Annotated in this window: 22 protein-coding genes; 6 read left to right on the top strand and 16 right to left on the bottom strand. The window is 70.8% G+C overall.

Going from position 1 to position 20,707, the window contains the following annotated elements:
• Positions 1-6 precede the first annotated feature (6 nt).
• Positions 7-531 (top strand): hypothetical protein, encoded by a 525-nt coding sequence (locus tag ACIP5K_RS09810; protein WP_401407265.1) that lies wholly within the window; start codon positions 7-9, stop codon positions 529-531.
• 222 nt (positions 532-753) lie between these two features.
• Here ACIP5K_RS09810 and ACIP5K_RS09805 read toward each other — a convergent pair whose 3' ends face one another.
• From ACIP5K_RS09805 to ACIP5K_RS09745, 13 genes are all read right to left on the bottom strand, one after another.
• Positions 754-1,725, bottom strand: coding sequence for a CU044_5270 family protein (locus ACIP5K_RS09805; RefSeq protein WP_401407263.1), 972 nt, complete (start codon positions 1,723-1,725; stop codon positions 754-756).
• The gene (locus ACIP5K_RS09800; protein WP_401407261.1) at positions 1,722-2,324 is read right to left on the bottom strand and encodes an RNA polymerase sigma factor; all 603 of its coding nucleotides are present in this window, start codon (positions 2,322-2,324) and stop codon (positions 1,722-1,724) included. Before ACIP5K_RS09800 ends, ACIP5K_RS09805 begins: the two co-directional genes overlap by 4 nt.
• A gap of 127 nt (positions 2,325-2,451) precedes the next feature.
• Positions 2,452-2,991 carry a TetR/AcrR family transcriptional regulator gene (locus ACIP5K_RS09795; RefSeq protein ID WP_401407259.1) on the bottom strand — a complete coding sequence of 180 codons (540 nt, stop codon included), beginning with the start codon at positions 2,989-2,991 and terminating at the stop codon, positions 2,452-2,454.
• Entirely contained in the window at positions 2,991-3,311 is a 321-nt protein-coding gene (locus ACIP5K_RS09790) for a DMT family transporter (RefSeq protein ID WP_401407257.1), read from the bottom strand. Before ACIP5K_RS09790 ends, ACIP5K_RS09795 begins: the two co-directional genes overlap by 1 nt.
• 104 nt (positions 3,312-3,415) lie before the next feature.
• Positions 3,416-4,795, bottom strand: a complete 1,380-nt coding sequence (locus ACIP5K_RS09785) for a DUF3616 domain-containing protein (protein ID WP_401407255.1) — start codon at positions 4,793-4,795, stop codon at positions 3,416-3,418.
• 153 nt (positions 4,796-4,948) lie between these two features.
• On the bottom strand, positions 4,949-5,287 hold the full coding sequence (locus ACIP5K_RS09780; RefSeq protein ID WP_338695301.1) for a metal-sulfur cluster assembly factor: 339 nt from the start codon (positions 5,285-5,287) through the stop codon (positions 4,949-4,951).
• Positions 5,284-5,742 carry a Fe-S cluster assembly sulfur transfer protein SufU gene (gene sufU, locus ACIP5K_RS09775; RefSeq protein ID WP_401407253.1) on the bottom strand — a complete coding sequence of 153 codons (459 nt, stop codon included), beginning with the start codon at positions 5,740-5,742 and terminating at the stop codon, positions 5,284-5,286. Before sufU ends, ACIP5K_RS09780 begins: the two co-directional genes overlap by 4 nt.
• 26 nt (positions 5,743-5,768) lie before the next feature.
• On the bottom strand, positions 5,769-7,025 hold the full coding sequence (locus ACIP5K_RS09770; RefSeq protein ID WP_401407251.1) for a cysteine desulfurase: 1,257 nt from the start codon (positions 7,023-7,025) through the stop codon (positions 5,769-5,771).
• Entirely contained in the window at positions 7,022-7,786 is a 765-nt protein-coding gene (gene sufC, locus ACIP5K_RS09765) for a Fe-S cluster assembly ATPase SufC (protein WP_401407249.1), read from the bottom strand. Before sufC ends, ACIP5K_RS09770 begins: the two co-directional genes overlap by 4 nt.
• A gap of 7 nt (positions 7,787-7,793) precedes the next feature.
• The gene (locus ACIP5K_RS09760; RefSeq protein ID WP_401407247.1) at positions 7,794-8,123 is read right to left on the bottom strand and encodes a bifunctional 3-phenylpropionate/cinnamic acid dioxygenase ferredoxin subunit; all 330 of its coding nucleotides are present in this window, start codon (positions 8,121-8,123) and stop codon (positions 7,794-7,796) included.
• The gene (gene sufD / locus ACIP5K_RS09755) at positions 8,123-9,304 is read right to left on the bottom strand and encodes a Fe-S cluster assembly protein SufD (RefSeq protein WP_401407245.1); all 1,182 of its coding nucleotides are present in this window, start codon (positions 9,302-9,304) and stop codon (positions 8,123-8,125) included. Before sufD ends, ACIP5K_RS09760 begins: the two co-directional genes overlap by 1 nt.
• A 57-nt stretch (positions 9,305-9,361) precedes the next feature.
• On the bottom strand, positions 9,362-10,786 hold the full coding sequence (gene sufB / locus ACIP5K_RS09750; RefSeq protein ID WP_401407243.1) for a Fe-S cluster assembly protein SufB: 1,425 nt from the start codon (positions 10,784-10,786) through the stop codon (positions 9,362-9,364).
• Positions 10,783-11,568, bottom strand: coding sequence for a helix-turn-helix transcriptional regulator (locus ACIP5K_RS09745; protein ID WP_401407241.1), 786 nt, complete (start codon positions 11,566-11,568; stop codon positions 10,783-10,785). The genes sufB and ACIP5K_RS09745 overlap by 4 nt, the downstream gene beginning before the upstream one ends.
• Positions 11,569-11,762: 194 nt before the next feature.
• Between ACIP5K_RS09745 and ACIP5K_RS09740 the strand changes: the two genes are divergently transcribed.
• The 4 genes from ACIP5K_RS09740 (at position 11,763) to ACIP5K_RS09725 (ending at position 15,493) form a co-directional block, all read left to right on the top strand.
• Positions 11,763-12,554, top strand: a complete 792-nt coding sequence (locus tag ACIP5K_RS09740; protein WP_401407239.1) for an aminoglycoside N(3)-acetyltransferase — start codon at positions 11,763-11,765, stop codon at positions 12,552-12,554.
• A gap of 123 nt (positions 12,555-12,677) precedes the next feature.
• Positions 12,678-13,604, top strand: a complete 927-nt coding sequence (locus ACIP5K_RS09735) for an ABC transporter ATP-binding protein (protein ID WP_401407237.1) — start codon at positions 12,678-12,680, stop codon at positions 13,602-13,604.
• Complete coding sequence (locus ACIP5K_RS09730) at positions 13,601-14,368, top strand: ABC transporter permease (protein ID WP_401407235.1); 768 nt, start codon at positions 13,601-13,603, stop codon at positions 14,366-14,368. Before ACIP5K_RS09735 ends, ACIP5K_RS09730 begins: the two co-directional genes overlap by 4 nt.
• A gap of 129 nt (positions 14,369-14,497) precedes the next feature.
• Positions 14,498-15,493: a heme A synthase gene (locus tag ACIP5K_RS09725; protein WP_401407233.1), complete on the top strand. Its 996-nt coding sequence runs from the start codon at positions 14,498-14,500 to the stop codon at positions 15,491-15,493.
• A gap of 46 nt (positions 15,494-15,539) precedes the next feature.
• Here the strand turns inward: ACIP5K_RS09725 and ACIP5K_RS09720 are convergent, their stop codons facing one another.
• The 3 genes from ACIP5K_RS09720 to ACIP5K_RS09710 all read right to left on the bottom strand — a co-directional run bounded on the left by ACIP5K_RS09720 (position 15,540) and on the right by ACIP5K_RS09710 (position 18,130).
• On the bottom strand, positions 15,540-16,673 hold the full coding sequence (locus tag ACIP5K_RS09720; RefSeq protein WP_401407231.1) for an amidohydrolase family protein: 1,134 nt from the start codon (positions 16,671-16,673) through the stop codon (positions 15,540-15,542).
• A 114-nt stretch (positions 16,674-16,787) separates the two neighbouring features.
• Positions 16,788-17,120 (bottom strand): hypothetical protein, encoded by a 333-nt coding sequence (locus tag ACIP5K_RS09715; RefSeq protein ID WP_401407229.1) that lies wholly within the window; start codon positions 17,118-17,120, stop codon positions 16,788-16,790.
• 95 nt (positions 17,121-17,215) lie between these two features.
• Positions 17,216-18,130 carry a heme o synthase gene (locus ACIP5K_RS09710; RefSeq protein ID WP_401407579.1) on the bottom strand — a complete coding sequence of 305 codons (915 nt, stop codon included), beginning with the start codon at positions 18,128-18,130 and terminating at the stop codon, positions 17,216-17,218.
• Between the two features lie 465 nt (positions 18,131-18,595).
• Between ACIP5K_RS09710 and tkt the strand changes: the two genes are divergently transcribed.
• Positions 18,596-20,683: a transketolase gene (gene tkt, locus ACIP5K_RS09705; protein ID WP_401407227.1), complete on the top strand. Its 2,088-nt coding sequence runs from the start codon at positions 18,596-18,598 to the stop codon at positions 20,681-20,683.
• Positions 20,684-20,707 lie beyond the last annotated feature (24 nt).

Raw genomic sequence — 20,707 nt, 5'->3', positions numbered from 1 at the left:
GCCGCCGTGCTGCTGGCCCTCCTCGGCTGGGGGGTGGAGTCGGTTCTCGACTCGGCATTCGGACCGCCGGACAACCATGTCGCGGCATCCGATTCGCGCGTCTGCCCGCAGACCAGCGGCAACAACATCTCCTTCGCCGACGCGACCGGCCACTTCGATCTCGTCGCTCCCCCCGCCGCCACGCACCTCGTCTACACCGCGAATGCGGGCGGTCTGCAGGGTGAGACGAACCTGTCGATGCGCTTCACCACGACGCCGACAGGCCTCGCCGCGTTCCTCAAGGCCAGTCACTTCGACGAGCCGAGCGCCGCCACCGCGTTGTCCGTGGGCGACTGGACCGTCTACGGCCCCGGAACGCCGGTCCGGGCCGCGCAGGGCCCGTGCGGCTTGACCCCACCGGTCGACCCCGCCATGGAGTACAGCCAGGACGGTCCCGGAAGCGGCATGGAGACGAGCCCGCGAGCGCTGGCTGTGGACAGCACGACCGATCCGGAGCACCCCACGGTGTGGATCACCGGCATGGACCTCTGACCACTGCTTCCGCCCATCCGTTTCCGCCCGTCTGTTTCCGCCCATCCGTTTCCGCCCGTCCGTCGTTCCCGATCGCGCGATCAGGCCGCGGGAAAAGCTCTCCGGACGACGAGGGTCCCCGGCATCCTCGGCATCGGCCTCGACATCATCACGCGCCGGAACCGCACCGAACCGGCGCGCCCCCGGCACTCCCCCGCCCCGGCCCGGGACAGTCCCGCCCGCTCAGGGACGATCCCCCTTGTGATCGACGACCGCCGTCTCCAGAAGCGCGTCCTGGAACACCAGGTCACCCGCCTTCCACGGCCGGTCAGGAGTGTCGTCGCCCGTGAAGGCGAAGGACTCCTTGTAGTCCTTGACGACCACCCACCGGTCGCCGAGGTACTGATAGGTGCGCGGGTCGATCAGGATCTCGCGGCGGACCGTCTGCCCCTTCTCGTCGTTCCCGACCGCGAGCGCGTCCCGGCCCGCCGCGTCGCGCACGAGCCGCCGGTTGACCTCGGCGCCGGGCACCGCGGCCAGCGCCCGGTACAGCGTGGCGAGCGCCTTCGGCGGCATGGGGCGGCTCTCCAGCACGACGGTCATCGCGCGCATGTCGTGCTCCCCCTCGGACTCGGGGTTCGCCTTGTCCGACGGGTAGTAGGCGCGGATCCTCTTGAGGACGGCTCGCGGGTCGTCGGGCAGGGAGTTCAGGAACCGCAGGCGTTCGCGCGGCGAACGGTCGTCGCCCTCCTTGCCGTTCTCGAAGCGCGGGTCCGCGTACAGCGTCCAGGACTCCTGAGGAGGTTCCTGCCTGGCGGGCGCGGCCCTGCCCTTGGGCCAGCCCGAGGGACTGCGGGAGAGCGTCTTCGTGTAGATCCACTGCCCGGCGCGCGGGGTGGCGGGCGGGTCGTCGCCCTCCACGGCGGTCGCGGCCCGCTCCATGATCTCGCCGACCGAACCGCGGACCGTACGCGTGTCCGCGGGCGCGGACCGGTCGGCGCCGTCCCCGCCGATCCCGGCGGCCAGCACGGCGACCACGGTCAGTGCGGCGGCCGCGCCGACCGCCGCGAACCGCCAGTCGGCCCTCAACCGGTGCACCCGGCCGCCCCGGGCGGCGGTGGTGAGCCGGGCCCGCCCCTCGGCGAGCCGGGCCCGGTCGGGCGTCGGCGCCCCGGCCCGGAAGTCCCGTACGTCCTTGATCTCGTCCACGTTCACGGCCGGACCACCTCCGCCATGTCACTCACGAACGCCGGGTCCGCCCCCAGGGCGGCCCGCACCTTCCTGCGTGCCCGGTTCAGCCGGGACCGCACGGTCCCGACGGGTATGCCGAGCGCTTCGGCGACGTCCTGGTACGTCAGATCGGCCCAGGCCACGAGCAGCAGGACGTGCCGGTCGGCGGCGGACAGCTCGGCGAGCGCGTCCGCGAGCGGGGCCTGCGCCGCGACGCGGTCCGCGGTGTCCTCGACCCAGCCGCCCGCGACCGGGTCCCGCCCGGTCCTGGCCAGCGCGCGCAGCCCGCGCACCTCCTTGCGCCGCTGCTTGCCGATGAGGTGCGCGGCGATCCCGTACAGCCACGGCCGGGCGGCGGGCCGCGCGGTGTCGTAGCGGGCGCGCACCCGGAACGCGGTGAGGAAGGTGTCGGCGGTGATGTCGTCCGCCGCCTGCTCGCCGAGCCGCCGGGCCGCGTACCGGTGGATGTCGGGCGCGTACCGGTCGTAGAGCACGGCGAACAGCTCGGGCTGCTCCAGCGATCTGGCGATGATCACGCCGTCGTGCTCGCCGGGCCCGGTGCCGGGCCCCGGTGGTCCGCTCACGAGTCCTCCGTCCGCGGGTGGGGCCGAGCGGGAGCGGGGAACACCCCCGTGTCTCCCCGGTCCCGCTCGGCGTGTCAGCCGTTGTTCCCCGCAGGCCCGCGTGGAGTTCACGCCGCACAGGAAATTCTCAGGGGATCAGCCGGGCCAGCATCTCGCGGGCGTATCCGGCGTCGTACGCACCGTCCGTGAGGAGCACCTGGAGCGAGATGCCGTCCAGCAGCGCGACGAGCGCCCGGGCGGTGACGGGGTCGGTCCGTTCGGCGAGGACCTCCGCCAGTTCCCGGCACCAGTCGGCGGCGACGGGCCGCAGCGCGGGGCGGCGCAGGGCCGCCAGGTACAGCTCGTACTCCAGCTCGACGCCGACCCGCTCGCCGGCGAGCCATTCGCCGAGCAGGCCGGCCAGTTCATCGGCGAGGTCCCGGGCCGGGTCCTGGAAGGCGCCGCGCGCGGCGACGACCTTGGCGAATCCCTCGTTGGCCTGGCGCAGCGCGGCGACCAGCAGCTCGTCGAGGGTGGTGAAGTGGTACGTGGTCGAGCCGAGCGGCACGTCGGCCTCGGCGGCGACGGTGCGATGGCTCAGTCCGGCGATCCCCTTGGACCCGACGACGCGGATCGCCGCGTCGATGATCCGCTGGCGTCGCTCGGGGTCGTGGCGCCGCGCCGCCATCAGTGCGCCCCGCCCAGATTGAGCAGGACGACGCCGCCGATGACGAGCACGATGCCGGCGACCTTGGCGAGGGTCAGCCCCTCGCCGAGGAAGACCATCCCGATCGCGGCGATGACGGCGGTGCCCGCGCCCGCCCAGATCGCGTACGCGGTGCCGATCTGCACGGTCTTCAGGGTCTGGGCGAGCAGCGCGAACGCGATCACGTATCCGGAGACGGTGATCAGCGAGGGCCAGAGCCTGCTGAAGCCCTCGCTGTACTTCATGGCCGTGGTGGCGGCCACTTCGGCCGCGATGGCGCCCGCCAGCAGAACGTATCCCATGTGTACGAGGGTACACATCGTTGTGTACGCCCGTACACACCGCGACCCGCCCCCGCGGAGTGCGGCCGGCGCCGGCAGCCCGCACCGTCCGGGGCGCGTGGGCGTCAGGACACCGTGAAGCGGACCTCCCGCGCCTTCTTCCACTCGTCGTGGTCGAGGTCCTTCGCCGCGGTGCCGTCGCCGTACAGGTCGGCGTCCCCGTTGTCGGTGATCAGCTGGACGCTCTGGCCGGACGCGGTCAGGTCGGGCACCGAGACGACGGCCTCCCAGCCGCCCGGGTCGGTGGTGGGCAGGTCGCGGACCTTCGTCGGCGCGTGCCCGGCGACGCCGTCCCAGCGGTAGAGCGCGTACGGGTCGGAGTTGTCGTCGGCGGCCCAGCTGCCCGCGACGATCAGGTACTGGTCGGCGGCGTTCTTGCGGATGTCGCGGATGGACAGGCCGCCCAGGTCCAGCTCGATCGGCGTGCCGAAGACCGGGGACGAGCCGCTCGCGACGACCTTGTCCATGTTGGTGACGGGCACGACGAGCGCCTTGCCGCCGGAGGCCGGGGGCACGAGCGGGGCGCGGAAACCGACGTAGGCGGTGGTGGTCGAGCCGGGTGCGAACTCCAGGCCCTCGACGTTGAACCCGTCGACCTGCTTGGGGGCCTGGCCGTCCTCGGTGGCGTCCTTGAACCCGTAGCGGTCGCCGTTGTCCTCGTCCCAGGCGACGAGCTTGTCGCGCAGCTTCTTGTAGGAGTGCGCGTAGGACAGTTCGGTGGCGGCGCCGGAGCCGGTGACCGTCGTGGTGAAGACGGTGTTGCGGTCGGCCTTGTACTCGCCGTCCTTGTTGTTGCCGAGCGAACCGGTCCAGTAGACGAGGTTGCCGACGCGGGTGGCGCCCTCGATGTCGATCTCCTTGCTCGCGCCGACCTTGGAGGTCATGTCCCAGGTCTTCACGGGCGCGCCGGAGACGGCGCCGTTGTACAGGCGCAGCACGTTGGACTCGTCGTCCGCGACGATCACGTAGCCGCCGCCCGCGTCGACCGCGGCGGAGGCGTCGGACGACCCGGTGAGGTAGCGGGTGTCGGCCGGGCTCTGCACGGCCTTCGACGCCGCGTAGTGCAGCTTGGTGGTGGCCGTGGCGCCGCCGGTGCCGGTCACCTTCAGCGTCAGGTCGGTGTAGCCCTGGGCGCGCGCGGCGACGGAGACGGTGCGGGTCGCGCCGGTGCCGGTGACGGTGACGTCGCCGGTCTGCGCGACGGACGTCTTGCTGCTGGCCGACGCGGTGACGGTGAGGGCGGAGGCGTCGGTGCCGCTCTGGGCGACGGTCACGGTGACGGCCGGGTCGCCGCTCGCCCCGACGGCGCCGGAGAGGTAGGCGGTCGACAGCTTGATCGTCGGTGTGCTCGCCGCCGCGGCGGGGAAGTTGACGACGGCGACGGTGAGCAGTCCGCCCGCGGCGGCGACGGCCGCGCGGCGCGCGATCCGAGAGGAGTGCGGCACTGTGGTCCTTTCATCGACGTGATGCCGTCGGAAGGTTCCGCTCCGTACCCCAACCCCTGGTGTCGCTCACCCGTACGACGGTGGAACAACTGGGTCGACAACGGCAAAGAGCCCCGGCCGCGCGGGCCGGGGCTCTTCGGGGAGGGACGGGTCTCAGACGTTGAAGCCGAGCGCGCGCAGCTGCTCGCGACCGTCGTCCGTGATCTTGTCCGGGCCCCACGGCGGCATCCAGACCCAGTTGATCCGCAGCTCGTTGACGATGCCGTCGGTGGCGGACTTGGCCTGGTCCTCGATGACGTCGGTCAGCGGGCACGCGGCCGACGTCAGCGTCATGTCGATCGTCGCGATGTTCGCGTCGTCGATGTGGATGCCGTAGATCAGGCCCAGGTTGACGACGTCGATGCCCAGCTCGGGGTCGACGACGTCGTACAGCGCCTCGCGGACCTCCTCCTCGGAGGCCGGCTTCATCTCAACAGCGGTGTTCTCACTCATGCGGTCTTCGCCTCCTCCGCGAAAGCCTGGGCCGTCGCGTCCTTCCACGCCATCCAGCTCAACAGCGCGCACTTGACTCGGGCCGGGTACTTGGAGACGCCGGCGAACGCGACCGCGTCCTCCAGCAGCTCCTCCATCGAGTCGTCCGGCTCGATCTGCCCCTTGGACTGCATCAGCTCCAGGAAGGTCTCCTGGATCTTCCGCGCGTCCGCGAGTTCCTTGCCGACGAGCAGGTCGTTCAGCACGGAGGCCGAGGCCTGGCTGATGGAGCAGCCCTGGCCCTCGTACGAGACGTCCTCGATCTTCTCGCCGTCGTACTTCACCCGCAGCGTGATCTCGTCGCCGCAGGTCGGGTTGACGTGGTGCACCTCGGCGTCGCCGTCCCGCAAGCCCCGCCCGTGGGGGTGCTTGTAGTGGTCCAGGATGACTTCCTGGTACATGGAATCCAGCTTCACGTTTCCTGTCCCATCCGTCCCAGCGCTCAGCCGAAGAAGTTCCGTACGTGCTCCAGGCCGTCGACGAGCGCGTCGATCTCGCCGGGCGTGGAGTACAGATAGAACGACGCTCGCGTGGTCGCAGGAATTCCGTACCGCAGGCAGACGGGCCGCGCGCAGTGGTGCCCGACGCGGACCGCGATGCCCTGCTCGTCGAGGACCTGGCCCACGTCGTGCGGGTGGATGTCACCGAGCGTGAAGGAGATCGCGGCGCCCCGGTCCTCGGCCGTGGCGGGGCCGATGATCTTCAGGTCGGGGACGTCCTGGAACCTCTTCACCGCGTACTCGGTGAGGGCCTGCTCGTGCCGCAGCACGTTCTCCATGCCGATCGCGTTGAGGTAGTCGATCGCCGCCCCGAGGCCGATGGCCTGCGAGATCGGCGGCGTACCCGCCTCGAACTTGTGCGGCGCCGGAGCGTACGTCGACGAGTGCATCGACACGGTCTCGATCATCTCGCCGCCGCCGAGGAACGGCGGAAGGTCCTCCAGGAGTTCCTGGCGGCCCCACAGGACGCCGATGCCGGTCGGGCCGCACATCTTGTGGCCGGTGAAGGCCACGAAGTCGGCCTGGAGCGCCTGCACGTCGAGCGGCATGTGCGGGGCGGCCTGCGAGGCGTCGATCAGGACCAGGGCGCCGACCTCCTGGGCGCGGCGCACGATGGCCTCGACCGGGTTGTGGGTGCCCAGGATGTTCGACACCAGCACGAAGGAGACGATCTTCGTCCGCTCCGTGATGACCTCGTTGATGTTCGACAGGTCGAGCCGGCCGTCGTCGGTCAGGCCGAACCACTTCAGCTTCGCGCCGGTGCGCTGCGAGAGCAGCTGCCACGGGACGATGTTGGAGTGGTGCTCCATCTCCGTGATGACGATCTCGGTCTCGTGGTCGACCTTGTACGGCTCGTCGGCCCAGCCGAGCATGTTGGCGACGAGGTTGAGCGACTCCGAGGCGTTCTTCGTGAAGATGACCTCGTCGCGGCTCGGCGCGTTGATGAACGACGCGACCTTGTCGCGCGCGCCCTCGTACAGCGCCGTGGCCTCCTCGGCCAGCACGTGCACGCCGCGGTGGACGTTGGCGTTGTGCTGCTCGTAGTACTCGTTCAGGACGTCGAGCACCTGGCGCGGCGTCTGCGAGGTCGCCGCGTTGTCCAGGTACACGAGCTTCTTGCCGTCGTGGAGCACCCGGTCGAGGATCGGGAAGTCCTTGCGGATCGCCTCGGTGTCGAGGAGGCCCGGCAGCTGTGTCACGCGGATACGCCACCCTTCACGTACTTGTCGTAGCCCTCGTTCTCCAGCTGGTCGGCGAGCTCGGCGCCGCCGGACTCGACGATGCGGCCGGCCGCGAACACGTGCACGAAGTCGGGCTTGATGTAGCGCAGGATGCGCGTGTAGTGCGTCACCAGGAGGGTGCCGACCTCGCCGTTCTCCCGGACGCGGTTGATGCCCTCGGAGACGATGCGCAGCGCGTCGACGTCCAGGCCGGAGTCGGTCTCGTCGAGGATCGCGATCTTCGGCTTGAGCAGCTCCAGCTGGAGGATCTCGTGGCGCTTCTTCTCACCGCCGGAGAAGCCCTCGTTCACGTTGCGCTCGGCGAAGGACGGGTCCATGGAGAGCTTCTCCATGGCCTCCTTGACCTCCTTGACCCAGGTGCGCAGCTTGGGGGCCTCGCCGCGCACGGCCGTGGCCGAGGTGCGCAGGAAGTTGGAGACGGAGACGCCGGGGACCTCGACCGGGTACTGCATGGCGAGGAAGAGACCGGCGCGGGCGCGCTCGTCGACGGACATCTCCAGGACGTCCTCGCCGTCGAGCGTGACGGTGCCGGAGGTGATCGTGTACTTGGGGTGGCCCGCCAGCGAGTAGGCGAGAGTCGACTTGCCGGAGCCGTTCGGGCCCATGATGGCGTGCGTCTCGCCCTGCTTCACGGTCAGGTCGACGCCCTTGAGGATCTCCTTCGTGGCGTTGTCCGCCTCGACGGTGACGTGCAGGTCCTTGATTTCAAGCGTTGCCATGGGTGCCTCAGGACTCCTGGGTGAGGGAGGCGCGTACGTCAACGAGGACGCTGCCCCCTTCGATCTGTACGGGGTAAACGGGGACGGGGCGCGTCGCGGGGAGGCCGGACGGCTTGCCGGTGCGGAGGTCGAACGCGGATCCGTGCAGCCAGCACTCGATCTGGCAGTCCTCGACCTCGCCCTCGGAGAGCGAGACGTTCGCGTGCGAGCAGATGTCGTTGATCGCGAACACCTCGCCCCCGGTGCGGACGACCGAGACCGGCGTGCCGTCGAGTTCCACCCGCCTGGGGGTGTCCTCCTCCAGCTCGCTCAGGTCACAGGCGCGGACGAAGGCCATCAGACGGTGGCCTCCAGCTCGGCCTCGATCTTCTCGAGGAGGCGGGCCTCGATGTCGTCGACGCCGATCTGCTGGACCAGCTCGGCGAAGAAGCCGCGCACGACGAGCCGGCGGGCGTCCTCCGCGCGGACGCCGCGGGACATCAGGTAGAAGAGCTGCTCGTCGTCGAAGCGGCCGGTCGCGGAGGCGTGGCCGGCGCCGACGATCTCGCCGGTCTCGATCTCCAGGTTCGGCACGGAGTCGACGCGGGCGCCGTCGGTCAGAACCAGGTTCCGGTTCATCTCGTACGTGTCCGTGCCCTCGGCGGCGGCCTCGATGAGGACGTCACCGATCCACACCGCGTGCGCGTCGTCGCCCTGGAGCGCGCCCTTGTAGACGACGTTCGACTTGCAGTGCGGCATGTTGTGGTCGACCAGGAGGCGGTGCTCCTGGTGCTGGCCGGCGTCGGTGAAGTAGAGGCCGAACAGCTCGGCCTCGCCGCCGGTGCCCGCGTAGTTGACGCGCGGGTTGAGGCGGACGACGTCACCGCCGAAGGTGACCACGACGGACTTGAAGGAGGCGTCGCGGCCGACGAGCGCGTTGTGCTGCGCCACGTGGACGGCCTTGTCGTCCCAGTCCTGCACGGAGACGACGGTCAGCTTCGCGCCGTCGCCGAGGAGGTAGTCGACGTTGGCGGCGAGCACCGCGTCACCGGTGTGGTCGATGACGACGACGGCCTCGGCGAAGGCACCCAGCTCGACGACCTGGTGGCCGTAGGCGACGCCGCCCTCGCCGTGCACCGCGATGCGGATCGGCTCGGTGAGGACCGTCTCCTTGGGCACGGAGACGACGGACGCCTTCTCGAAGACCGAGTACGCCTGGGCGGCGACGCGGTCGACCGGCTTGCCGGCCTTGCCGATGCGGGCGTCGTCGCGGCCGACGGTCTCGACGGTGACGCCCTCGGGGGCCTCGATGTCGATCTTCACGCCGGTGCCGGTCGCGGTGGCGGTGCCGTCGTGCAGACCGCGCAGGCGCTCCAGCGGCGTGAACCGCCACTCCTCCTCACGGCCGTGCGGGACCGGGAAGTCCCGCACGTCGTAGGACGGAGGCGCGCTCATGCGCGTGGCGACGGTCGACTCGGCGGCGACCGCGACGGCGCCTGCGGTCGTGGACCCCGCAGAGATGTTCTGAGCCTCAGCCATGGCTGTCGTAGTGCTCGCTTTCGTTACGTGAGTGGCGGATGGTGCGTGCGGCGGGGGCTAGCCCACCGAGCCTTCCATCTGGAGCTCGATCAGCCGGTTGAGTTCGAGCGCGTACTCCATGGGGAGCTCCTTGGCGATCGGCTCGACGAAGCCGCGCACGATCATCGCCATGGCCTCGAACTCGGAGAGACCGCGGCTCATCAGGTAGAAGAGCTGGTCCTCGGAGACCTTGGAGACGGTCGCCTCGTGGCCCATGGACACGTCGTCCTCGCGGACGTCGACGTACGGGTACGTGTCGGAGCGGGAGATGGTGTCGACCAGCAGCGCGTCGCACAGCACGTTCGACTTCGATCCGGAGGCGCCCTCACCGATCTCGACGAGGCCGCGGTACGACGTGCGACCGCCGCCGCGCGCCACCGACTTCGAGACGATGTTCGAGGACGTGTTCGGCGCCATGTGGACCATCTTGGAACCGGCGTCCTGGTGCTGGCCCTCGCCCGCGAAGGCGATGGACAGCGTCTCGCCCTTGGCGTGCTCGCCCATCAGGTAGACGGCCGGGTACTTCATGGTGACCTTGGAGCCGATGTTGCCGTCGATCCACTCCATGGTCGCGCCCTCGTACGCCACGGCGCGCTTGGTGACCAGGTTGTAGACGTTGTTCGACCAGTTCTGGATGGTCGTGTAGCGGCAGCGGGCGCCCTTCTTCACGATGATCTCGACGACCGCGGAGTGCAGCGAGTCGCTCTTGTAGATCGGCGCGGTGCAGCCCTCGACGTAGTGGACGTAGGCGTCCTCGTCGACGATGATCAGCGTCCGCTCGAACTGGCCCATGTTCTCCGTGTTGATACGGAAGTAGGCCTGGAGCGGGATCTCGACGTGCACGCCCTTCGGCACGTAGATGAAGGAGCCGCCCGACCACACGGCGGTGTTCAGCGCGGCGAACTTGTTGTCGCCGGCCGGGATGACCGTGCCGAAGTACTCCTTGAAGAGCTCCGGGTGCTCCTTCAGGGCGGTGTCGGTGTCGAGGAAGATGACGCCCTGCTCCTCCAGGTCCTCGCGGATCTGGTGGTAGACGACCTCGGACTCGTACTGGGCCGCGACACCGGCGACGAGGCGCTGCTTCTCCGCCTCGGGGATGCCGAGCTTGTCGTACGTGTTCTTGATGTCCTCGGGCAGGTCCTCCCAGGACTCCGCCTGCTTCTCCGTGGACCGCACGAAGTACTTGATGTTGTCGAAGTCGATGCCCGACAGGTCCGAGCCCCAGTTCGGCATGGGCTTCTTGCCGAAGAGCTTCAGGCCCTTGAGCCGGAGATTGGTCATCCACTCCGGCTCGGACTTCTTGCCGGAGATGTCCTTGACGACGTCTTCGTTGATACCGCGCTTGGCAGAGGCGCCGGCCGCGTCGGAGTCCGCCCAGCCGTATTCGTACTTGCCCAGGCCCTCGAGCTCAGGGTGGGCAGTCTCCTCGATGGGGAGAGTCATGCGGGGTTCCTCCCGGCCGTGCTTGCAGATGCGTTGTGGTGGTTCTCGGGTGTGGTCTTCGGTGCGTTCTTGGGGATGAACGTCGTGCAGACCCCGTCGCCGTGGGCGATGGTCGCCAGTCGCTGGACGTGCGTGCCGAGCAGCTGGGAGAAGATTTCCGTCTCCGCCTCGCAGAGCTGCGGGAACTGCTCCGCCACATGGGCGACCGGGCAGTGGTGCTGGCAGAGCTGCTCACCCTGTTGCGGGAGGGGCGCGCTGCGCGCCGTAGCAGCGTACCCGTCCGCGCTCAGGGCCTTCGCCAGCGCTTGTGTGCGCTCCGCGGGCGGCGCGGCGTCCACGGCCGCGCGGTACGCCACGGCCTGCGCGGCGATCCTGGCCCGCGCGAAGGCGACGACCGCCTCGTCCCCGGCGGCGCCGCCGCCCGCGCTCTGCCTGATCCAGCGGAGGGCTTCGGCGGCGAGCTTGTCGTAGGACTGGTCGAAGGCGTCCCGGCCGCAGTCGGTCAGGGCGAACACCTTGGCGGGGCGGCCGCGGGTGCGGGCCCCGTACACGCGCTGTTCCCTGGGCTGCACGACGTCGTCGGCGACCAGGGCGTCGAGGTGACGGCGGACCGCGGCCTGGGTCAGACCGAGCCGCCCGGCCAGATCGGCGACCGTCGACGGGCCGTGGTCCAGGATGGAGCGCGCGACCCGGTTGCGTGTCGATCGTTCCGAACGCTCCCCGGTCGCGAACTCCTGCGGGGCCCCGATGGGGGCCTCCTGAGCCTCGCCGACGTTTTTCACAACGCCATTGTTGCGTAATTCCTCAGAGCCTGACAAGCGACGCGGTGATCACCGCGCGGTGCGGTGCATCACTTAGGTAGACCTAACTAGGCACCCGGCGTGACCTGCGGAAACGATCTTTGATCGATCAGAATGCGCCGCGCCGCATCGATATCCCCTGGCGCGCCGGGAGCCGCTCCCGGACACTGCCGTGCATGCCCGCACCCCGGCCGACCGGCCCGCTCGTCACCCGCGCCTCCCTCGCCACGGATCTGCGCGCACTGGGCGTCGAACCCGGCGAGACCCTGCTGGTGCACACCTCCCTCAGCAGCCTCGGCTGGGTCAACGGCGGCCCGGTCGCCGTCGTCCGGGCCCTGCTCGACGCCCTCGGCGCGGACGGCACCCTCGCGGTCCCCACCCAGACCGGCGACCTGACCGACCCCGACGGCTGGCTCGACCCGCCGCTCCCCCGCGACTGGTGGGAGACGGTCCGCGCCACCATGCCCGGGTACGACCCGGCGCTCACCCCCAGCCGGGGCGTCGGCGTGGTCCCCGAGACCGTGCGCACCTGGCCCGGCGCCCTGCGCAGCGCCCACCCGCACACCTCGTTCGCCGCGCTGGGCCCGCGCGCCGCCCGGATCGTCGGCGGGCACGCCCCCGACTGCCGGCTCGGCGAACGCAGCCCGCTCGCCCGTCTGGAGGAACTGGGCGCGCGCGTGCTCCTCCTCGGCGCCGGTTTCGACGCCTGTACGGGCTTCCACCTCGCCGAGTACCGCGTGCCGTTCCTCCTGGAGGACGCCGGCCGGCCGGGCCCCGCGGGCTGGCACCCGGTCACCGAGGTGGCGATCACCGCCGACCGCTTCGACGAACTCGGCGCGGCCTTCGAACGCGACAGCCCGGTGGTCCGCGGCCGGGTCGGCGCCGCCGACACCCGCCTCTTCCCGCTGGCCGACGCGGTGGCGTACGCCCAGAAGTGGCTGCCCGCGCACCGCCCGCACACCGGCTAGCCGCATACCCATCCGCTCCGGCGCCCTCGCCGACCGGATCGGCCCGCGCGCCCCGCCCCCGCCCGTCCGGCGCCCCGCTCCCCACCGGCCGGGCCGCCCGAACGGCTCCGTAGACTCGCCCACATGAGTAACAACCCCGTCGTGGAGGCCGTCGGCCTCGTCAAGCGGTACGGCGACAAGACCGCCGTCGACGGCCTCGATCTCACGATCGGCGCGGGCCTCGTCACCGCGGTCCTCGGCCCCAACGGCGCGGGCAAGACCACCACCATCGAGACCTGCGAGGGCTACCGCAGGCCGGACTCCGGGACCGTCCGCGTCCTCGGCCTCGACCCGGTGCGGGACGCCGCGCGGCTGCGTCCGCGGATCGGCGTGATGCTCCAGTCCGGCGGCGTCTACTCCGGCGCCCGCGCCGACGAGATGCTCCGCCACATCGCGAAGCTGCACGCCCACCCGCTCGACGTGAACGCCCTCGTCGAGCGGCTGGGCCTCGGTAGCTGCGGCCGCACCACCTACCGCCGGCTGTCCGGCGGCCAGCAGCAGCGCCTGGCGCTCGCGATGGCCGTCGTCGGCCGCCCCGAGCTGGTCTTCCTCGACGAGCCGACCGCCGGCCTCGACCCGCAGGCGCGCCGCGCCACCTGGGACCTGGTCCGCGACCTGCGCACCGACGGCGTCTCGGTGATCCTCACGACGCACCACATGGACGAGGCCGAGCAGCTCTGCGACGACGTCGCGATCGTCGACGCGGGCCGGGTCATCGCCCAGGGCTCCCCGGACCGGCTGTGCCGCGGCGGCGCCGAGAACACGCTGCGCTTCAGCGGCCGCCCCGCCCTCGACGTCGGCTCCCTCCTCAAGGCGCTGCCGTCCGACTCCGAGGCCGTCGAGCTGACCCCGGGCTCCTACCGCGTCAGCGGCACGGTCGACCCGCAGCTGCTGGCGACGGTCACCTCCTGGTGCGCCCAGCACGGCGTGATGCCGGAGAAGATCTCCGTCGAGCGGCACACCCTCGAAGACGTGTTCCTGGAACTGACCGGCAAGGAGCTGCGCGGATGAGCGCCGGCACGTACGCACCGAACCCGGGAGCCGCGCCGCTCCCCCGCATGATCGCCGCGCAGGCCGCCCTGGAGACGAAGATGCTGCTGCGCAACGGCGAGCAGCTGCTCCTGACGGTGGTCATCCCCACCCTCCTGCTCGTCCTGTTCTCGTCGGTCGACATCGTGGACACGGGCTCCGGCGACGCGGTCGACTTCCTCGCCCCCGGCGTCCTCGCCCTCGCCGTGATGTCCACGGCCTTCACCGGACAGGCCATCGCGACGGGCTTCGAGCGCCGCTACGGCGTGCTCAAGCGGCTGGGCGCCTCGCCGCTGCCGCGCTGGGGCCTGATGGCGGCCAAGACGCTCTCCGTGCTGGTCACGGAGGTGCTCCAGGTGCTCCTGCTGACCGTGATCGCCCTCGCCCTCGGCTGGTCGCCGCACGGGAACCCGCTCACCGTCCTGCTGCTCCTGGTGCTGGGCACGGCGGCCTTCTCCGGGCTCGGCCTGCTGATGGCCGGCACGCTCAAGGCGGAGGCCACGCTCGCCGCCGCCAACCTCGTCTTCCTGCTGCTGCTCGTCGGCGGCGGCGTCATCGTGCCGCTCGACAAGTTCCCCGACGCGGCGCAGTCCGTGCTCGGCCTGCTGCCCATCTCGGCGCTCTCCGACGGCCTGCGGGACGTGCTCCAGCACGGCGCCTCGATGCCCTGGGGCGACCTCGGCATCCTCGCGGTGTGGGCGGTCGTGGGGCTCGGGGCGGCGGGGCGGTTCTTCCGCTGGGAGTGACACCCGGGGGCGCCCGGCATCGCTCGGCGTGATGCGACATGCCGCCACCGTGACGTAACTCCCGTCACAGATTCCGCAGTTACGTCCCCCTCGTGAAGCGGCGCACAAGCGGCCCCCTACGATGGGCCCGTGCCAAACCTGACCCGCGCCGACGCCGTCCAGGCGGTGCGCAACCCGCTCGCCTTCATCGCCGACCGCTGGACCCCCACGCGGCGGACCGTCCAGCGTGCGGCCCTGTCCGCCGTCGTGATGACGGTGATCATCGTCGTCACCGGCGGCGCGGTGCGCCTGACCGGATCCGGGCTCGGCTGCCCGACCTGGCCCAAGTGCACCGACCGGTCGCTGACCGCGACGAGCGAGATGGGCTTCCACGGAGCCATCGAGTTCGGCAACCGCATGCTCACCTACGTGCTGTGCGCCGCCGTCGGCTGGGCGATCATCGCCGCCCGCTCGCAGAAGCCGTGGCGCCGGTCGCTGACCCGGCTCGGCTGGACCCAGTTCTGGGTCGTCATGGGCAACGCGGTGCTGGGCGGCATCGTCGTCCTGGTCGGCCTCAACCCGTACACGGTCGCGGCGCACTTCGTGCTGACCACCGCGCTCCTCACGGTCGCCGTACTGATGTGGCAGCGCACCCGCGAGGGTGACGCCGCGCCCCGCCCGCTGGTCGGCCAGGCCATCAAGCAGCTGGTCTGGTTCCTGGTCCTGGCGGCCGGCCTGCTCATCCTCGTCGGCACGGTGGTGACCGGTGCGGGTCCGCACGCCGGTGACTCCAGCGACGTCCCGCGGATGCCGCTGGACTGGGAGACCGTCGCCAAGCTGCACGCGGTGCTCGCCTGGATCGTGGTGACGCTGACCTTCGCCCTGTGGTTCGTCCTCAAGGCCGTGGACGCCCCGAAGGGCCCGCTGAACCGCACCCGCGACCTCTTCCTGATCCTGCTGGCCCAGGGCGTCATCGGCTACGTCCAGTACTTCACCGACCTCCCCGAGGTGCTGGTCGCCCTGCACATGCTGGGCTCGGCGCTGGTCTGGATCGGGGTGCTGCGGGTGGTGCTGTCGCTGCGCGAGCGCCCGGGGGCGACGGCGGACGTACCGGCCCAGGCGGGCTCGGAGCTGTCGGCGGTCTGACCCCGCGGCACCGCTCCCCCGACACCTGACGGGTCCTCGGAGCCGCTCAGCCGTCCGCGGCGGCGGCCTCCCCGGTCCCGAGTCCGTAGACCCGCCGGGCGGTCCCCGAGGCGATCATCCCGGCGACCCGCTGCGCGTCGTGGAGCGACCACGCCCCGTCGGCCACCCAGCCGCCGAGGACCCGCCCGAGCGCCTCGCGGAACAGCCGGGCGCCGATCACGTGCAGTTCGGGCAGGCCGCTCGCGCCGCTGGAGAAGAGGAGCTTGCCGAACGGGGCGAGCTCCAGGAACTCCGCGAGGACGGCCGCGGCCCGCGCCCCGGTGCGGGCGAGGGCCGGCCCCAGGTCCGCGTAGACGTGCGGGAAGATGCCCGCCAGGTGGGCGGCGTGCCGGTGGTACGGGTAGCCGTGCAGCAGGACCAGATCGGTGCCGAGCCCCGTGGTCGCCCGGGCGAAGTCGGCGAGCAGCACCGGGTCCGTGCGGTCGATGCGCAGTCCGGGCTCGCCGAGCCCGGCGTGCAGCTGGAGGGGCCGGCCCGAGGCGACCGCGATCCACAGCAGATGGCGCAGCAGCACCGGATCGGTCACCGGGCCGCCGACGGTGCGGGCCGCCAGCCAGCGTCCGGCCGCCCCGCGCACCTCGCCGGGGCCCGGCGGCTGCGGTGCGAGCGCGAGGCCGTGCCGTACGCCGGCCACCGAGGTGAAGGCGACGGCGCCGACGGCCGCGGCGTGCACCGATTCGGCGAGATTGGCGAGGAAGGACTCGACGGTCCCGGAGGTGTCCGCGACCTGTTCGGCCAGGAGTTCGAGGCGGACGATCTCGTGGGTCTCGGCCTCCGCGGCCGACGCCATCTCGGCCGGCCCGGTCAGGTCGTCGGGCAGTCCGGTGTCCATGAGGTACGTGGTGATGCCGCTGCCGCGCAGCAGCCGCCGCCCCGCCTCCAGGACACCGAGTTCGCGGCGCCTGGCCAGGTAGCGGGCGGGCGCGCAGTGCGGTTCGAGGCCGAGCAGGGGCGGGCACCAGCGGCGTACCGCGAAGCCGGTCTGCGTGTCGAAGGACGTGGTGCCGGGCGCGGGCGGGCCCATGCCCCGGCCGAGGTGGGCCTCGAACGTGCCGAGGCCCAGCTCGGTACGCAGCACCCCGTGGCAGTACTGGTCCACGAGGGACGGCGTTTCGATCATCCGGTGCTCCCCGTGTGTGGACCGTGCTCCCACAGTCCTAACGGGTGACGGGCCACCTGGTGTTGCTCGACCTCGCGTCGCACACCTGCGCCCATGACCGCCCAAAAGGCCGGGTCAGCCGAGCTGGATGCCCGCCATGCGCTTCCACTCGTAGGGGCCGGTCTCGACCTTGGCCGCGAAGTCGCCGTCGAAGTCCTCGTGGAGGGTGATCCCGGCCTGTTCGACGGCCTTCTGCGCGATCTCGTACGTCCGGGCCACCAGATCGCCCCAGCCGCCGTCCTCGCCGACCAGCACGATGCGGGTGCCGCGCTCGCCGATGTACGCGAGCTGTCCCTCGGCGCCGCCGTGGGCCTTGGCGAACGCGCCGATCTGCCGGGCCAGCCTGGCCGCCCGGCGCTCGTCCTTCGTCGCCCGACCGGACGCCTCAACCTCTTGAGTCTCTGCCATGGACAGGATGCTACCGACGAGTAGGGAAACAGGCGATGGGTGGGGTGCGTGGCCTGGGCCACGCACCCCACCCATCGAGGAGCGTCAGCGGGGGATCAGCGCAGGAACGGGTCGACCGCCACGGCGACGAACAGCAGCGACACATAGGTGATGGACCAGTGGAACAGCCGCATCTCCTTGAGCTTGCCGCCCGTGACCTCGGCCTTGGCGCGGGTCTGGAGACCGTGCGCCTCCCACAGCCAGAACCCGCCCGCGAGCAGCGCGACCACGGTGTAGAACCAGCCGGTGTAGCCGAGCGGGGTGAGCAGCAGCGAGACCGCGACCATCACCCAGCTGTAGATGACGATCTGCTTCGCCACCACCTTGTTGGAGGCGATGACGGGGAGCATCGGGACGCCCACGCGCGCGTAGTCGTCCTTCACCTTCATGGACAGCGGCCAGTAGTGCGGCGGCGTCCAGAAGAACATCACCAGGAAGAGGATGACCGGCGCCCAGGACATCGAGTCGGTCACCGAGGACCAGCCGATGAGCACGGGCAGGCAGCCCGCGATGCCGCCCCACACGATGTTCTGCGACGTGCGCCGCTTCAGGATCATCGTGTAGACGACCACATAGAAGAGGAGCGCGCCGAGCGACAGCCAGGCCGACAGCCAGTTGACGGCGAACCCGAACAACAGTGTGGAGACCACCGCGAGGGAGATGCCGAAGACGAGGCACTCGTTCGGGCTCACCATCCCGGTGACCAGTGGTCGCTGGGACGTGCGCTCCATGAGGGCGTCGATGTCGCGGTCATACCACATGTTCAGCGCGTTGGCACCACCCGCCGACAGGTAGCCGCCGAGGCAGGTGACGAGCACCAGCTTCAGGTTCGGCACACCCTGCTCGGCGAGGAACATCACCGGCACCGTGGTGATCAGCAGCAGCTCGATGATCCGCGGCTTGGTCAGCGCCACGAACGCCTTGACTCGGGCCCCGAACGGTCGCTGGCTCCGGTTGCTGCTGCTCGTCAGCGCTCCCGCTGGACGGGATTCGACGGCCGTCACGCACACCCCTGACAGAGACTCCAGCGAGCCGCCGAAGAAGACCACTTGATGTGAAGTCCCGGTAAAGGCTCGCGCGTACCACGCCACTGTAGACGTTGCCTATACCTCGCCCTTCGTGGGGGTGGGGTCGTGTTGGGCAGCATGCCGCGAAGGACGCAACGCGCGCAGCCGCCGCCCGCGCGCCGTCCGTTTCGCCCGGGTCCGCGGGGGCGCTCCAGATGAGCCGCCGCGCCCCCGGATGAGCCCCCGGATGAGCGGATCCGTATTCACCTGAGGAACGGCCCGGATCCCGGTCAGGAGGCGGATTCGACGGAGTCCCGGCAGTCTGGAACGAGTCGAGAAAATGCGTGTTCCAGCACAGGTAGGCTCGACAACGGCCGGTGAGACCGACATCACCGGCATTAGCCATGTGGAGAGGAGCCCTGACTCAGGGTGAGTACCAAGCCGACCACCACAGACCTCGAGTGGACCGATGTGGACCAGCGGGCGGTGGACACCGCCCGGGTCCTGGCCGCCGATGCCGTACAGAAGGTCGGAAACGGCCATCCCGGTACGGCGATGAGCCTGGCCCCTGTCGCGTACACCCTCTTCCAGAAGGTGATGCGGCACGACCCTGCGGACGCCGACTGGGTCGGGCGCGACCGCTTCGTGCTGTCCGCGGGCCACTCGTCCCTGACCCTCTACATCCAGCTCTACCTGGCCGGCTTCGGCCTGGAACTGGACGACCTGAAGGCGTTCCGCACCTGGGGCTCCAAGACCCCCGGGCACCCGGAGTACGGCCACACCACCGGCGTGGAGACCACGACGGGCCCGCTCGGCCAGGGTGTCGCCAACGCGGTGGGCATGGCGATGGCCGCCCGCTACGAGCGCGGCCTGTTCGACCCGGAGGCCGCCGCCGGCACCTCCCCGTTCGACCACTTCGTCTACGCCATCGCCGGTGACGGCTGCCTCCAGGAGGGCATCTCCTCCGAGGCGTCGTCGATGGCCGGGCACCAGAAGCTCGGCAACCTGGTCCTGCTGTGGGACGACAACCACATCTCGATCGAGGGCGACACCGAGACGGCCGTCTCCGAGGACACCTGCAAGCGCTACGAGGCGTACGGCTGGCACGTGCAGCGGGTCGCCCCGAAGCCGGACGGCGACCTGGACCACGAGGCCGTCTACAACGCCATCGAGGCGGCCAAGAAGGTCACGGACAAGCCGTCCTTCATCGCCATGCGCTCGATCATCGCCTGGCCCGCCCCGAACGCGCAGAACACCGAGGCCGCCCACGGCTCGGCGCTCGGCGACGACGAGGTGGCCGCCACCAAGCGCGTCCTCGGCTTCGACCCGGAGAAGTCCTTCGACGTCTCCGAGGAGGTCATCGGCCACACCCGCAAGGCGCTCGACCGCGGCGCCGCGGCCAAGGCCGAGTGGGACAAGTCGTTCCAGGAGTGGCGTGCCGCCAACCCGGAGCGCGCCGCCGAGTTCGACCGGATCGCCGCGGGCGACCTGCCGGCCGACTGGGAGAAGAGCATCCCGGCCTTCGAGACCGGCAAGGCCGTCGCCACCCGCGCCGCGTCCGGCAAGGTCCTCCAGGCGCTGGGCCCGATCGTCCCCGAGCTGTGGGGCGGCTCCGCCGACCTCGCCGGCTCGAACAACACGACGATCGACAAGACCTCGTCGTTCCTGCCGGTCGGCAACACGCTGCCCGAGGCCGACCCCTACGGCCGCACGATCCACTTCGGCATCCGCGAGCACTCGATGGCCGCCGAGATGAACGGCATCGCGCTGCACGGCAACACGCGCATCTACGGCGGAACGTTCCTGACGTTCTCCGACTACATGCGCAACGCCGTCCGGCTGTCGGCCCTGATGCACCTGCCCGTCACGTACGTGTGGACGCACGACTCGATCGGCCTCGGCGAGGACGGCCCGACCCACCAGCCGGTCGAGCACCTGGCCTCGCTGCGCGCCATCCCCGGGCTGCACGTGGTCCGCCCCGCGGACGCCAACGAGACGGCCATCGCCTGGCGCGAGATCCTCCGGCGCAGCAAGAAGGACTTCGGCAAGAGCGCCCCGCACGGCCTGGCGCTGACCCGTCAGGGCGTGCCGACGTACGAGCCGAACGAGGACACCGTCAAGGGCGGCTACGTCCTCGCCGAGGCCTCCGGGGCGACGCCCGACCTGATCCTGATCGCCACCGGCTCCGAGGTGCAGCTGGCCGTCGAGGCCCGCGAGCAGCTGGAGTCCGAGGGTGTCGCCACGCGCGTGGTGTCGATGCCGTGCGTCGAGTGGTTCGAGGAGCAGGACCAGGGGTACCGGGAGAGCGTCCTGCCGTCCGCGGTGAAGGCCCGGGTCTCGGTCGAGGCCGGTATCGGTCTGACGTGGCACAAGTACGTCGGCGACGCCGGCCGCATCGTCTCCCTGGAGCACTACGGTGCCTCGGCCGACGCCAAGGTCCTCTTCAAGGAGTTCGGTTTCACCGCCGAGAACGTGGTGGCCAAGGCGCGGGAATCCCTCGCGGCTGCTCAGCGCTGACGCCCGTACACGACATAGGAGATG

The organism is Streptomyces sp. NPDC088785, assembly GCF_044750685.1.
Taxonomy (GTDB): Bacteria; Actinomycetota; Actinomycetes; order Streptomycetales; family Streptomycetaceae; genus Streptomyces.
This window is presented reverse-complemented; position numbering and strand designations above follow the sequence as displayed.

What these genes read in the sequence shown, in the direction of transcription:
- ACIP5K_RS09790 (WP_401407257.1), bottom strand. Translation starts at nt 3,311, where the DNA reads ATGGGATACGTTCTGCTGGCGGGCGCCATCGCGGCCGAAGTGGCCGCC.
- ACIP5K_RS09795 (WP_401407259.1), bottom strand. Translation starts at nt 2,991, where the DNA reads ATGGCGGCGCGGCGCCACGACCCCGAGCGACGCCAGCGGATCATCGAC.
- ACIP5K_RS09735 (WP_401407237.1), top strand. Translation starts at nt 12,678, where the DNA reads ATGAGTAACAACCCCGTCGTGGAGGCCGTCGGCCTCGTCAAGCGGTAC.
- ACIP5K_RS09720 (WP_401407231.1), bottom strand. Translation starts at nt 16,673, where the DNA reads ATGATCGAAACGCCGTCCCTCGTGGACCAGTACTGCCACGGGGTGCTG.
- ACIP5K_RS09740 (WP_401407239.1), top strand. Translation starts at nt 11,763, where the DNA reads ATGCCCGCACCCCGGCCGACCGGCCCGCTCGTCACCCGCGCCTCCCTC.
- ACIP5K_RS09760 (WP_401407247.1), bottom strand. Translation starts at nt 8,123, where the DNA reads ATGGCCTTCGTCCGCGCCTGTGACCTGAGCGAGCTGGAGGAGGACACC.
- sufB (WP_401407243.1), bottom strand. Translation starts at nt 10,786, where the DNA reads ATGACTCTCCCCATCGAGGAGACTGCCCACCCTGAGCTCGAGGGCCTG.
- ACIP5K_RS09715 (WP_401407229.1), bottom strand. Translation starts at nt 17,120, where the DNA reads ATGGCAGAGACTCAAGAGGTTGAGGCGTCCGGTCGGGCGACGAAGGAC.
- sufC (WP_401407249.1), bottom strand. Translation starts at nt 7,786, where the DNA reads ATGGCAACGCTTGAAATCAAGGACCTGCACGTCACCGTCGAGGCGGAC.
- ACIP5K_RS09780 (WP_338695301.1), bottom strand. Translation starts at nt 5,287, where the DNA reads ATGAGTGAGAACACCGCTGTTGAGATGAAGCCGGCCTCCGAGGAGGAG.
- ACIP5K_RS09730 (WP_401407235.1), top strand. Translation starts at nt 13,601, where the DNA reads ATGAGCGCCGGCACGTACGCACCGAACCCGGGAGCCGCGCCGCTCCCC.
- sufD (WP_401407245.1), bottom strand. Translation starts at nt 9,304, where the DNA reads ATGGCTGAGGCTCAGAACATCTCTGCGGGGTCCACGACCGCAGGCGCC.